14 protein-coding genes are annotated in these 13,050 nt (G+C 69.0%); 11 read left to right on the top strand and 3 right to left on the bottom strand.

Features of this window, described 5'->3' with window-relative positions; translation table 11 throughout:
- Positions 1-48 precede the first annotated feature (48 nt).
- Entirely contained in the window at positions 49-375 is a 327-nt protein-coding gene (locus tag ACQPYZ_RS31100; RefSeq protein ID WP_433162362.1) for an ArsR/SmtB family transcription factor, read from the bottom strand.
- Between the two features lie 119 nt (positions 376-494).
- Between ACQPYZ_RS31100 and ACQPYZ_RS31105 the strand changes: the two genes are divergently transcribed.
- From ACQPYZ_RS31105 to ACQPYZ_RS31135, 7 genes are all read left to right on the top strand, one after another.
- Complete coding sequence (locus ACQPYZ_RS31105) at positions 495-1,532, top strand: NAD(P)/FAD-dependent oxidoreductase (protein ID WP_433162364.1); 1,038 nt, start codon at positions 495-497, stop codon at positions 1,530-1,532.
- Between the two features lie 237 nt (positions 1,533-1,769).
- Positions 1,770-2,771: a LacI family DNA-binding transcriptional regulator gene (locus tag ACQPYZ_RS31110; RefSeq protein WP_433162367.1), complete on the top strand. Its 1,002-nt coding sequence runs from the start codon at positions 1,770-1,772 to the stop codon at positions 2,769-2,771.
- Positions 2,772-2,842: 71 nt separating this feature from the next.
- Complete coding sequence (locus ACQPYZ_RS31115) at positions 2,843-4,099, top strand: extracellular solute-binding protein (RefSeq protein WP_433162368.1); 1,257 nt, start codon at positions 2,843-2,845, stop codon at positions 4,097-4,099.
- Positions 4,096-4,947, top strand: a complete 852-nt coding sequence (locus ACQPYZ_RS31120; RefSeq protein WP_433162370.1) for a carbohydrate ABC transporter permease — start codon at positions 4,096-4,098, stop codon at positions 4,945-4,947. The genes ACQPYZ_RS31115 and ACQPYZ_RS31120 overlap by 4 nt, the downstream gene beginning before the upstream one ends.
- Positions 4,940-5,767: a carbohydrate ABC transporter permease gene (locus ACQPYZ_RS31125; RefSeq protein WP_433162373.1), complete on the top strand. Its 828-nt coding sequence runs from the start codon at positions 4,940-4,942 to the stop codon at positions 5,765-5,767. The genes ACQPYZ_RS31120 and ACQPYZ_RS31125 overlap by 8 nt, the downstream gene beginning before the upstream one ends.
- Positions 5,768-5,776: 9 nt before the next feature.
- The gene (locus ACQPYZ_RS31130; RefSeq protein ID WP_433162374.1) at positions 5,777-7,120 is read left to right on the top strand and encodes a sulfatase-like hydrolase/transferase; all 1,344 of its coding nucleotides are present in this window, start codon (positions 5,777-5,779) and stop codon (positions 7,118-7,120) included.
- A gap of 172 nt (positions 7,121-7,292) precedes the next feature.
- Complete coding sequence (locus tag ACQPYZ_RS31135) at positions 7,293-7,751, top strand: DoxX family protein (protein WP_433162376.1); 459 nt, start codon at positions 7,293-7,295, stop codon at positions 7,749-7,751.
- A 133-nt stretch (positions 7,752-7,884) separates the two neighbouring features.
- On the opposite strand, the gene ACQPYZ_RS31140 is transcribed toward ACQPYZ_RS31135, so the two are convergent.
- A complete protein-coding gene (locus ACQPYZ_RS31140; protein WP_433162378.1) occupies positions 7,885-8,340 on the bottom strand; it encodes a nuclear transport factor 2 family protein in 456 nt (151 codons plus the stop codon).
- Positions 8,341-8,461: 121 nt separating this feature from the next.
- On the opposite strand from ACQPYZ_RS31140, the gene ACQPYZ_RS31145 reads away from it, so the two are divergent.
- From ACQPYZ_RS31145 to ACQPYZ_RS31160, 4 genes are read left to right on the top strand one after another with little or no spacing between them, the layout of a single operon-like run.
- The gene (locus ACQPYZ_RS31145) at positions 8,462-9,010 is read left to right on the top strand and encodes a TetR/AcrR family transcriptional regulator (RefSeq protein WP_433162379.1); all 549 of its coding nucleotides are present in this window, start codon (positions 8,462-8,464) and stop codon (positions 9,008-9,010) included.
- Positions 9,007-10,041, top strand: a complete 1,035-nt coding sequence (locus ACQPYZ_RS31150) for a hypothetical protein (protein ID WP_433162380.1) — start codon at positions 9,007-9,009, stop codon at positions 10,039-10,041. The genes ACQPYZ_RS31145 and ACQPYZ_RS31150 overlap by 4 nt, the downstream gene beginning before the upstream one ends.
- Positions 10,042-10,075: 34 nt before the next feature.
- Positions 10,076-10,621, top strand: coding sequence for a CGNR zinc finger domain-containing protein (locus ACQPYZ_RS31155; RefSeq protein ID WP_433162381.1), 546 nt, complete (start codon positions 10,076-10,078; stop codon positions 10,619-10,621).
- Between the two features lie 33 nt (positions 10,622-10,654).
- Entirely contained in the window at positions 10,655-11,194 is a 540-nt protein-coding gene (locus tag ACQPYZ_RS31160; RefSeq protein WP_433162382.1) for a GNAT family N-acetyltransferase, read from the top strand.
- Between the two features lie 98 nt (positions 11,195-11,292).
- Here the strand turns inward: ACQPYZ_RS31160 and ACQPYZ_RS31165 are convergent, their stop codons facing one another.
- Positions 11,293-12,975 (bottom strand): ABC-F family ATP-binding cassette domain-containing protein, encoded by a 1,683-nt coding sequence (locus tag ACQPYZ_RS31165; RefSeq protein ID WP_433162384.1) that lies wholly within the window; start codon positions 12,973-12,975, stop codon positions 11,293-11,295.
- Positions 12,976-13,050: the final 75 nt, after the last annotated feature.

Genomic DNA, 13,050 nt, shown 5'->3' on the forward strand with positions numbered 1-13,050 from the left:
GCTCGACGTGGTCGCCGAGCGTGTCGAGGGCCTTGGAGAGGCCCGTGATCATCGTTCGTCGTCCGGCTCCCGCAGGAGTTCGTCGAGGCGGTCGATGCGCTCCTCCCAGATGCGGCTGAACGTGTCGAACCACGCGTCGAGCTCCTGGAAGGACTGTGCGCGCAGCCGGTAGATCCGCTGCTGCGCCTGCCGGTGCGCCTCGACCAGGTCGGCCTCGCCGAGGATGCGCAGATGCCGAGACACCTGCGGCTGGGCGAGCCCGAGCGCCGTGACGATCCCGCCGACGGACCGCGGCCCGGAACGCAACAGCTCCACGATCCGGAACCGGTTGGGCTCGGCCAACGCGGCCAGCCTCCCTGCAACGTCGGCGCTCACAGGATCGAATATGTATCATGGTGTATATGCACGTCAATAGATAAGCTGGACTCAATTGACAGGCGCTGGGGCGGAAAACGACGAGAGCCGGAGCGGCTACCGGTGCTAGCGTCGCCGCGATGTCGAGCCCACTGATGAGTAGTGACGTCGTCGTTGTCGGCGCCGGCATCGTCGGCGCTTCGGTGGCCTATCACGCCGCTCGGGCGGGCGCTGCCGTGACACTCGTCGACGCCGGGCGGCCCGGTGGGGGCGTGACGGCCAACTCGTTCGCCTGGGTCGGATCGTTCGGCGTACTCAACAGCCCTCCCGCCGGTCCCGCTGCCACCGGTCTGCGGGCAACGGCGACAGACGAGTACCGGCGGCTCGAGGCTGAGCTGCCGGGACTGCCTATTACCTGGTCCGGATCACTGTCGTGGCGTGCGGGAGAGAGCGCGCCGGACGTTCAGCCCGGCCAGGAGATCGTCGACGCGGCCACTGCGGCGGCACTCGAGCCCAACCTGCGGCAGCCGCCGGACTGGGCCGTCTGGGTAGCCGGCGACGCCGCCGTCGACCCCGTTGGCGTGACCGAACGCCTGATCGCGGGCGCCCGTGAACACGGCGCCAAAGTCCAGCTGGACACCCCGGTGAGCGCCGTACGACGAGACGCCGAGGGACGGACCGTCGGAGTCGACACAGCCGCAGGGCCTCTCGCTGGGGCGACTGTGGTGCTCGCGGCCGGAGTGGCAACGGCCGCACTGGCCGCGCCACTGGGCGTACGCGTCCCGGTCGAACCCTCGCCGGCGACACTCTTCCGCTTCCGCGCACCCGCCGCTCTGGTCCGAACGCTCGTCAACACTCAGGACTTCGACCTCCGCCAGGTCGCCGACGACCAACTCATCGCCGCCGCCGACTCGCCCGACCAAACCCTGGCCGCCATCCGCTCCACCTTCCGCGGCGCCGACGACGTCGAACTCCTCAGCACCCACGTCGGCCAACGCCCCATGCCCACCGACGGCGAACCCATCATCGGCCCAGCCACCGAGACCCCCGGCCTGTACATCGCCGTCATGCACGCAGCCATAGCCCTGGCCCCCACCACAGGCCACCTAATCGCCCAAGAACTGCTCCACGGCACCATCGAACCAGCTCTAACAGCCTGCCGCCCAAGCCGCTTCTAGCCGAGTCGCAGCCCCCGCAGTTCGCTCCAGTCGACCGCGTGGTGCAGTTCGACAGGAGGTGTGGGGTGTTTGCGGCCATTCCGGGGCGGATTCACGCGGGGAGCGGTCGGCAGTGGGTGTGTATGTCCTGTCGGACTGCACCGGAGCGGCCACCGCGGGCACGCCGTGGTTAATGTGTAGTGAATTAACCAACTATGGGGTATTGACCGGTTCTAGGGTCAGGTTAATGCTTTCACCATGAGTAGGGAAGGGCGTACGACGCTTCGGGATGTGGCGGTGGCTGCCGGGGTTTCGGTGGCTACGTGTTCGTACGTGCTGAGTGGGCGGGCGGACCGGACGACCCCGCTGCCCGAGCCGACCCGGAAGCGGGTCGAGGAGGCTGCGCAGAAGCTCGGGTACAAGGGGAACACCGCCGCCCGGAGCCTGCGCCGGCAGCGGTCGGAGTTGATCGCGCTGGTGTACGCGCCACCCGTCGGCCCCTGGCTGGACCGGTTGACGATGCAGTGCGAGGACATCGCCGCCGCCCACGGCTACTCCGTCATCGGGGTTCCGGTACGCCGCCTCGATCGGGCCGCCCAGTCGCTCCGGGTCATCACCCGCGGGCACGTGGACGGTGCCATCTTCGCGCCCGGCCTCAGCGACGACCTGGAGCTCACCGCCGCCCGTCGATCCACGCGGGCGTTGATGGCCTTCAGCGACCACCTGGACCTCAAAGGCGTGGACGTCGTCCGTAACAACGTCCGGCAGGCCGTGGCCGAAGCGACCGAGTACCTGCTCGGCGCGGGCCGGCAGCGGATCGCCTTCCTGTCCCACACCACCCCGCACGACGACCGGTACGGCGGGTACGTCGACGCACTGCGAGCGCACGGGCTCGCCGTCGATCCGGAGCTCGTCCGGATCGGGGCGGCGTCGCGGGAGGAGGCGGTCGTCGTGGTCCGCGACCTGCTGAGCTCACCGACCCCGCCCGACGCGATCGTGTCGGAGTCGGATCGGGGCGCGTTCGCCGCACTGCAGGCGGCGGTCGACCGCGGGTTCAAGGTGCCGGACGACCTGGCCGTGATCGGCACCGGCAACACCCTGGAAGCGACCTACTCGTCGCCGCCGCTGACCAGCGTCGGCATGTACCAGCTCGATTTCACCGAAATGGTCGAGGCGCTGTTCGCGCGGATCGACGACCCCTCGCGGCCGGCCCGGGAGCTGTCCATGCCCTGGGTGCTCAACCACCGCGAATCCGCCTGACCCCAAGCGGCCGGCAGCCGCGAACCAGCACGTCACCACACCGCACTCCGCCGTACCCGAAAGGTTTCGTCATGCCCTCTCTCGACCGCCGCTCGTTCCTTCAGCTCGGGCTCGGTGCCACCGTCCTCGGCGCGGTCGGCACCGGCTGTTCGCCGGCCACGCCGGCGGCGAAGAAGCAGGACGCCCGGACGTTCACGATCTACTGGAACGCCGGCCACGGCTACCAGGTCTACAAGGACGTGATCGACCAGTTCGGCAAGGATCACGACCTGGAGATGAACTGGCAGAAGTTCCAGTGGCCGGACCTGACCACCAAGCTGACCGCGGACTTCCGGTCGGGCAACGTGCCGGACCTGGTCGAGGAGGTGAGTGCCGGCACCGGGACGCAGTACGGGCTGGCCGGCAACGTGCTCGCGCTGGACGAGTTCGCCAAGGCGGACCAGGCGTTCGGTTTCCCGGGTGACTTCATCGACCAGGCCGTGGTCGCCCGGCAGTACGAGGGCAAGACCTACTCGATCCCGCTGCACCTGACCGCGAACGGGCTGGTCTTCTACAACAAGGCGATGGTCCCGAAAGCGCCGGCGACGTGGGACGAGTTCCTCGACATCGCCCGGTCGACCACGAAGGACAAGGTCAGCGGTACGGCGCTCAACTCCGACGCCAGCTACGCCGCTCCGTTCTACAGCCAGCAGGGCGTGGACTTCAGCAAGGTCGGCGCGAAGCAGTTCATGGTCCCGGAGGATGCCGCCCGGAAGGCGCTGCAGTTCATGCAGGACCTGATCTTCACCCACAAGGCCTCCCCCGCGCCGGTGGCGACGACCGACTACTCCGGTCCGCAGAAGCTGTTCTCGGCCAAGCGGGCGGCGATGTTCGTGTCCGGGCCGTGGGACATCGGCCCGATCCGGCAGGGCAGCCCGGACATCGACCTCGGCCTCGCCGTACCGCTGACCGGCTCGGTGCAGGCGTCCTCGATGGCCGGCGCCGGCCTGATGATCCCCGCGAAGGCCAAGGACCCCGAGCTGTCCTGGGAGCTGATCACCAAGCTGACCGCGGTGAAGACCGAACTGGCCGCCACCAAGGAGTCGGGCATGTCGATGCCGCGGAAGAGCTGGGCCGCGGATCCGGCCGTCGCCGCCGACCCGAACCTCGGCACGATCGCCAAGGCGCTCGCGGTCGTGGCCGAGCACGACGTCGCGCTGTCCGCGAGCGGGAAGGCCGCGCAGATCACCGAGCTGTGGAAGAAGGCGTACCAGCAGATGATCATCCAGCACGCGCCGGTGGAGCAGACGCTGGCCGACTTCCGCAAGCAGGCCGGGGCCGCGCTGTGACCCGTCGGCGTCAGGCGGCGACCGCATGGCTCTTCCTGACTCCGGCGGTGCTGTTCTTCACCCTGATGTTCTTCCTCCCGATCGGCAACCAGTTGCTGACCGGCCTGTACGACGCCGACGGCGTCTCGTTCGTCGGTCTCGGCAACTTCAGCCGCGCACTGGGCGACCCGGAGGTCGTGCACTCGTTCCTGATCACGCTGCTGTACGCCGCCGGCACCCTGATCGTCGGTACGGCGGTGGGCCTCGGACTGGCCGTGATCCTCAACCAGGCGCTGCCGGGCCGGACGCTGTTCCGCTCCGTCCTGCTGATCCCGTACCTGACGTCGGTCTCGATCGTCGGCCTGCTGTGGCGGAACATCCTGGATCCGCAGGTCGGCATCCTCAACCGGTTGCTCGACTCCCTCGGCCTGCCCGGTCAGACGTGGCTGAGCACGCATCCGCTCGCGACGATCGTGGGCATCACGGTCTGGTCGGGGGCGGGCTACACGATGGTGCTGTTCCTCGCCGGCCTACAAGGCATCCCCAGCCTGTACTACGAGGCCGCGCGGATCGACGGTGCTGGGCCGTGGCGCCGGTTCTTCGCGATCACGCTGCCGCTGCTCGCGCCGACGACGCTGTTCGTGTCGATCATCGGTCTGATCAGCACGCTGCAGCAGTTCGCCCTGCCCTACATCGTGACCGGCGGCGGTCCGGGCAACGCGACCTCGTTGTACGCCCACCGGCTGTTCATCGTCGCGTTCAACGACAACGACTTCGGGTACGCGTCGGCACTGTCCGTCCTGCTGCTGATCGTCGTACTGATCCTGTCGCTGGCGCAGTTGCGGATCGGAGACCGGGCCAATGCGTGAGCGTCTCTTCCCCGGCGACCGGCTGGCGGCGTACGTCGTCCTGGTCGCGCTCGGCCTGGTCACCGTCGTCCCGTTGCTCTACATGATCGTGCTGGCGTTGCAGAGTGACGCCGAGGTGCAGTCCGGTGATCCGGTGCTGTGGCCGGCCGAGCTGCAGTGGGGCAACTTCACCCGGTTGTTCGAGGCCGCGCCGTTCGGGCGGTTCTTCGTGAACAGCTTCGTGATGGCCGGGGCGATCACGATCGCGCATCTGGTCTTCGACCCGCTGGTCGGGTACGTGTTCGCGAAGATGGACTTCCCCGGCAAGCGGATCGCGTTCGTCGCGGTGCTGTCGACGCTGATGGTGCCGTTCTTCGTCCGGATGCTGCCGATCTACGCGATCTTCGCCAACCTGGGCTGGATCGACAGCTACCAGGGTCTGATCGTGCCGTTCCTGATGGATGCCTACGGCATCTTCCTGATGCGGCAGTTCATCAAGCCGCTGCCGGACGAGCTGATCGAGGCGGCCCGGGTGGACGGGGCCGGCGAGTTCCGGATCTACCTGCGGGTGATCCTGCCGCAGTGCAAGCCGGCGATGGCTGTGCTCGGCCTGTTCACCTTCGTCTTCCAGTGGAACGAGTTCCTCTGGCCGCTGATCGCGACCAGCCGGACCGAGATGCGCACGCTGCCGATCGGGCTGACGCTGTTCAACCAGGAGTACTTCACCCAGTGGAACCTGACCGCGGCGGGTGCGCTGCTGCTGTTCGTCCCGACCGCGTTGTTCTTCGTGATCACCCAGAAATTCCTGGTCGAGGGCATCGCGCTCTCCGGCCTCAAGTGAGGACTGTTGATGCGCCCTAATGTGATCGTCTTCTTCACCGACCAGCAGCGCTGGGACACCGTCGGCGCCGCCGGGAGTCCGCTCGGCCTGACGCCGAACCTCGACCTGATGGCCCGGCACGGCACGTTCTTCGAGAGCGCCTGCACCACCAACCCCGTCTGTGCGCCGGCCCGGGCGGCGATGCAGACCGGTCGGTATCCGACCAACACCAGTGTCTTCCGCAACGGGGTGCCGCTGCCCACGGACGCTCCGACGCTCGGCCGGCTGTTCGGCGCCGCCGGCTACCGGACCGGCTACATCGGCAAGTGGCACCTCGGCACCCAGGACCCCGTGCCCGTCGAGGAGCAGGGCGGGTACGACTTCTGGCTGGGCTCGAACCTGCTCGAGTTCACCTCGGACGCGTACCGGACCGTCGTCCACGACCGCGACGGTCAACCGGTCCGCCTCCCCGGCTACCGCCCCGACGCGCTGACCGACGCGGCGATCCGCTTCGTCACCAGAGCCTCCGACGGCGACCGCCCGTTCATGCTGTTCCTGTCGCTGATCGAGCCGCATCACCAGAACGAGCACGACGACTACCCGGCACCCGAGGTCTACCGCGACACGTACAACGGCGCCTGGCTGCCGCCCGACCTGGCCTCACTCCCGGGTACGGCGCACCGGCACGCGGCCGGGTACTACGGCCAGATCAAGCGGGTCGACGAGTGTCTCGGCCGACTGCGGGACGCCCTGGTCAGCCTGGACCTGCTCGACGACACCCTGGTGGTCTACACGTCCGACCACGGCTCGCACTTCAAGACGCGGAACAGCGAGTACAAGCGGTCCCCGCACGACGGGTCGGTCAGGGTCCCGCTGGTCGTGGAGGGCCCCGGCTACCGCGGTGGTACTCGCGTCGGCGTACCCGTGAGCACGGTGGACGTAGTACCGACGGTGCTCGACGCGGCCGAGATCGAGTTGCCCGATCATCTGGACGGCGTACCTCTCCGGGAGCGTACGGCGAGTGAGGGCGTGCTGATCCAGGTGAGTGAGTCGGAGGTCGGTCGGGCGCTGCGGACGGACCGGTGGAAGTACTACGTGCACGCGCCGGAAGCCGGTGATGTTCCGGGAGCGGATCGTTATGTGGAGCGGGCGTTGTACGACCTGGTGGCGGACCCGTACGAGCTGGACAACCTGATCGACAGCGCCAACCATCAGGAGATCGCGGCCGAACTGCGGACCGTCCTGGTCGGCGAGATCGCCCGGATCGAGCGACAGACCGTCACGATCGAGCCGTATCCGGACGTCCGCGACCGTGGCCGGTTCCCGGAGACCACGGTCCGGCGGCTGAAGCTGGACGGTCGCCGGCTGGAGTGAGGCTGTAGCCGGGCCGGCGTGCTCGCCGGCCCACGGCTACTCCGCCGGGACTCAGGGTCTCCCTGAGTCGTACGCCGGCTGCGGTACAGCAACTGCCCTCGACTGCCCGACGCGGCGGGCGGGTGGTTTTCGCGACGCTGATGGCACATCGATCGCGACAGGAGAAACCACCATGAATGCCTTGCTGTACAAGGGAAACAAGCTCGCCGACTGGCTCGGCCGGCAGAGTGTCGACATCCTCCGGGTCAGCCTCGGGCTGATCTTCCTGGGGTTCGGCGTCCTCAAGTTCTTCCCGGGTGCGAGCCCGGCGGAGGCGTTGGTGATGCGGACCGTCGACACCCTGACGCTCGGCATCGTCGAGGGGCGAAACGCGGTCCTGCTGACCGCACTGATGGAGTGCTTCATCGGGCTGACGTTGATGACCGGCAAGTTCCTGCGCACCGGGCTGCTGGTGCTCGGGCTCTCGCTGGTCGGGATCATGTCGCCGCTGGTGCTGTTCTTCGGGGACCTGTTCCCGGGGACGCCGACGCTGGAGGCGCAGTACGTGCTGAAGGACATCGTGCTGGCGGCCGCCGGCCTGGTGATCGCCGCGAAGGCACTGGCCGCCGCACCTCTGCGGCTGCGGGCGTGACGGCGGGCGCGACGCTCGACATCCAGGTCGGCGCGAAGGTCGGCGCGCGGGTTGGCGTGAAGGTTGGCCATTGGAGATGGCCCCGGGCGGGCTCAGTTGCCTCGGTCCGGGGCCATCCGTGCGCTTCTGCCGACTATGACGTGGCCGGGGGATTCGCCGGTTCCAGCAGCTGTGCGACCAGTTCGCCGAGCCGGCCCCGAGCCCGGGCCATCGCCACATGATCGACGTAGTCCCGCGACTCCACGATCAACCCCTCCCGAACCCGCATGACAAACACACAGGGCACTCTGAACGTCTCGCCGGTCGCGACCGCGCTCCCCGTGTAGGTGAACTCGGCGACGATCACCTCGGGGTCGGTGGTGTCGTGGACGCGGATGTCGGTCGGCCGGAACTCGACATCGCCCTCCGCCCGTGGCGCGTTGGCGCCGAAGTGCTCCCGGAGCGCGTCCCGGCTGAGCAACGGCGGTGCGCCGTACGGGCTCATCGGATGGCGTACGTCGGTCCGCTCGGCGTACAGCTCCGGGAGCGCGGCGTAGTCGCGGTCGGCGACACCGTGGACGAGTTTCCGGAAGACCTCTTCAGGCGTCATTCGGAGTCCTGCTCTCAGATAAGCGGAGTGGATACTCCGAATATACGGAGTATCAACTTCGCTTACAACCCGGAGGGCACAGCCGACGTCTCCTAGGCTGAGGCCGAAGAAGGGATGCAGGGTGCGAGCAGACGCGCGGGACAACCGGGCCAGGATCATGACCGCGGCGGACGAGGTCTTCGGCCGCTCGCCGACCGCGTCCACCGACGACGTGGCGAAACTGGCCGGCGTCGGCATCGCGACGGTGTTCCGGCACTTCCCGACCAAGATCGACCTGCTCGAGGCCGTGCTCACGCTCCGCCTGGAACGCCTCCGCGACCGGGCCATCGAGCTTGCCGACAGCAACCATCCGGGCGAGGCGTTCTTCGGGTTCTTCACCCAGGTGGTCGCGGAGTCCGCCTCGAAGCTGGCCATCGCCGAGGCGCTCACCGCCGCCGGATCGGTCGCCGGCGCCGAGGCGAAGAAGGCCGGCGCCGGGCTCCGGGAGGCCTTCAACACCCTGCTCACCCGAGCCCAGGAGGAAGGCATCGTCCGCCGGGACGCGCGGCTGACCGAGGTCTACGCCCTCCTCATCGGGGCGTCCCGCGGCGCGACCGCGGCCGGCCTGGAGCAGGAAGGCCGCGAGCGGCTGCTCGCCATCGTCTTCGACGGTCTGCGTCCTCGACCGTGAAGCGGCGCTGGCAGAGCTGGTCCCGCACGCGCCGAGTCCTCACCGCCCTCGCACTCGCCTTCGCCCTGCTCATTCCGGTACCACTCGGGTCGTACGCCGTCTCGCTGCGAGTCCGGTACGTCGGCGAGCCGACCGCCGATGCGCGGACGCGGAACAACGACGCCCTGTGGCTCGGCCACGCCTGGGTGGACGGGCGGAAGACGGAGGCCGACGTGACCGCGCTGGCCCGTCGACTCGAAGGCACCGGGATCCGGGACCTCTACGTCCACGCCGGCCCACTCGAGCACGACGGGACGTTGCCGCTCGCACAGGTGTCACCCAAGGCGGGCTGGTTCACGGCGGCGATGCGGGCCGCCGCTCCCGACGTACGCGTGCAGGCGTGGCTGGGCGATCTCGTGCAGCCGGGGAAGAACCCGGGGATGGATCTGGACGACGCGACCGTGCGGACGCGGGTCGTCGCGTCGTCGGCAGCCGTACTCGATCAGGGCTTCCAAGGCATCCACTTCGACTTCGAGCCGGTGCATTCCGGGTCGGCCGGTTTCCTCGCCGTACTGGACGAAACGCAGGTGCTGACCGAGCAGCGCGGCGTACCGCTGTCCGTCGCGGCGGCCCAACTGGAGCCGCTGTGGCGGGTGAACGCGCTGCCGTTGGCGCTGACCGGCGAGGGCAAGTGGTGGTCGCAGGAGTACTTCGCCGAGGTGGCCCGCCGGGTCGAGCAGATCGCCGTCATGTCCTACGACACCGCGATGCCGTTGGAGTCCTTGTACGGCGGGTACGTCGCACAGCAGACCGCGCTCGCGCTGGAGGCGACTCCGGCGTCGACCGACCTGTTGATGGGCCTGCCCGCCTACTGGGAGAGCAACCCGTCGCACTGGGGTCACGCGGAGACGGTCACCGCAGCCGTCCGTGGCGCCCGCCTCGCGCTCGGCAGCTCGGACCGGCAGAACTTCGGGCTGGCCATGTACGTCGACTTCACCGCCACCGACGCCGACTGGGCCGCCTACCGGGACGGTTGGTGCAAATCTCCCTAGCTGACGGATAAAGCAGCTGTTATCGTCAGCAAGCATGGAGTATCCGCTGCTCGGCACCGAGCCGCTCGTGGTCGAGTTCGCCAACACCTGGTACGACGACGGCGCGGTCGACTACCTGGCCACGCCCGAGCTCGTCCGGGGCTGGTTCCAGGCGTACGGCGACCTGCACACCGTCGACGTGGACCGGGTGCCGGCGCGGGACGCGACCCGAGTCCGCGAGTTGCGCGACCACATCCATCGCGTGCTGAGCGCGGTCGCCGACGGCGAGCATCCCGGTCCGGACGCAATTGCCGCCCTCAACGATTGCGCGGCACTGGCGTACTCCTCGGTCCAGCTGAGCTGGCCAACGGGTGGACAACCTGCGGCTGCGACCGATTCGGCGACGTCCGGGACGACTCGGCTGCTGGCGGCGCTCGCGAGCGAGGCGATCGAGCTGGCGGCCGGGGAACGCCGGATCGGCCGCTGCGAAGGGCCTGGCTGCCGGATGCTGTTCGTCCGCATGCACGGCCGGCGGCGTTTCTGCCACGCCTCCTGCAGTCAGCGCGGGCGGCAGGCGCGCTACTACCGTCGAACGCATTAGCTGACTTTTACCGTCATCAAGGGGAGGATCATCATGACCTACCGGTTCCGCAGGGTCACGCGGGACGACTTCGGCCTACTGGCGCAGTGGCTGGCGAACCCGCACGTGGCGCGCTGGTGGAACCACGAGACCAGTCCGGACGCGGTCGAGCGGGACTTCGGCACCAGCGCGGACGGACGGGAGCCGTCCGAGGACTGGCTGGTACACCTCGACGACGAGCCGGTCGGCCTGATCCAGCGCTGCCGGCTGGCCGACTATCCGGAGTACCTGACCGAGTTCGAGAAGCTGACCGACGTACCCGCGGGCGCGCTCACCATCGACTATCTGATCGGTGAGGCCGGGCGGACGGGGCAGGGCGTCGGCACCGGGATGATCGCGGACATGGTGTCGGACAGCTGGACGGCGTACCCGGACGCCGAGGCGATCATCGTCGCGGTGGTCGCGGGCAACCGGCAGTCGTGGCGCGCGCTGGAACGCGCCGGCTTCCGCCGGGTCGCCGAAGGCCCGATGGAGCCGGACAACCCGATCGACGACCCGCTCCACTACGTCTACCGCATCGACCGCCCCCACTGATCGCAGCAGCAGCCGACCACCGCGCCGACCACACGCCCCCGCGGACCACCGACCGCCCCCGACGCACGGCCCGCAGACCGACCACCCGGCGCCGACCGTCAGCGAGCCCGTTCGACCCGGCCTTCGTCCCAGACCGGCTCGTCGGACTCGTACACCGAGCCGTCGGCGCCGAACACCAGGTACCGGTCGAACCCACGCGCGAACCACCGGTCGTGCGTCACCGCCAGCACGGTCCCGTCGAAGGAGTCGAGCCCCTCCTCCAGCGCCTCCGCCGACTCCACGTCCAGGTTGTCCGTCGGCTCGTCGAGCAGCAGCAGCGTCGCCCCGGACAGCTCCAGCAGCAGGATCTGGAACCGCGCCTGCTGACCACCGGACAGACTGTCGAACGTCTGCTCGGCCGCATGCGCCAGCTCGTAGCGGTCCAGCTTCCGCGACGCCAGCTCGCGTCCCATGCCCTCCCGGTGCTCGTCACCCCGGTGCAGGATCTCCAGCAGCGTACGGCCGACCAGCTCCGGGTGCTCGTGCGTCTGCGCGAACCACCCCGGTCGCACGCGCGCACCCAGCTTGGCGTTGCCACTGTGCGCCACCGGAGCGATCTGTACGTCCCCGACCGGCCGGTGCTCCACATCGGGATCGGACCCACCGTTGGCGAGGAGCCGGAGGAAGTGCGACTTGCCGGACCCGTTCGACCCCAGCACGGCCACGCGTTCGCCGTACCAGACCTCCAGGTCGAAGGGCTTCATCAGCCCGGTCAGCTCGAGGCCCGTGCAGACCACCGCGCGTTTCCCGGTCCGGCCGCCGGTCAGCCGCATGCTGACCTTCTGCTCGCGTGGGATTGCCTGCGGCGGCCCGGCCTCCTCGAACTTGCGCAGCCGGGTCTGTGCGGCCCGGTAACGCGAGGCCATGTCGGAGTTGTACGCCGCCTTCTGCTTGTACATCAGCATCTGCGCCCGGAGCTTCGCGTGTTCCTCGTCCCAGCGCCTGCGCAGCTCCTCGAACCGCTCGAACCGGTGCTGCCGGGCCTCGTGGTACGTCCTGAAGCCGCCACCGTGCGTCCACACCGTGTTGCCGGCGGCACCGAGCTCCACGGTGACGATCCGGGTCGCCGTGTTCGCCAGCAGCTCCCGGTCGTGGCTGATGTAGAGCACCGTCTTGTCGGTGCTGCGGAGCTGCTCCTCCAGCCAGCGCTTGCCGGGGACGTCGAGGTAGTTGTCCGGCTCGTCGAGCATCAGGACCTCGTCGGGTCCACGCAGCAGCGCCTCCAGGACCAGGCGTTTCTGCTCACCGCCGGACAGCGTCTTCACCTCACGCCAGCGACAGCGGTCGAACGGGATGCCGAGGGCGGCCGTCGTACACACGTCCCACAGCACCTCGGCGTCGTACCCGCCGACCTCGCCCCAGTCGGCCACGGCCTGGGCGTACTTCAGCTGGGTCTTCTCGTCGTCGGCCTCCATCATCGCGAGCTCGGCCTTGTCCAGCCGGGCCGCCGCGGTCTGGATCGCCTCCGGCGCGACCGACAGCAGCAGGTCGCGCACGGTGGACGAGTCCCGCACCGAGCCGACGAACTGCCGCATCACGCCGAGCCCGCCGGAGCGCGAGATGCTGCCGCTGTGCGGCTTCAGGTCCCCCGCGATGATCCTGGTCAGCGTGGTCTTGCCCGACCCGTTCGCCCCGACCAGCGCGACCTTGGCCCCGTCCCCGACCCGGAACGTGATGTCGTCCAGCAACACCCGCCCGTCCGGCAACTCGAACCCGACCCCACCGACATCCACATGGCCCATCACACCAGTCTGACAAGGCACCCCACCCCGCCGCGACCCGATAAACGACCCCCAGGCGCGCGATGATCGGCGGCG

The organism is Kribbella sp. CA-247076 (assembly GCF_050942445.1).
GTDB lineage: Bacteria > Actinomycetota > Actinomycetes > Propionibacteriales > Kribbellaceae > Kribbella.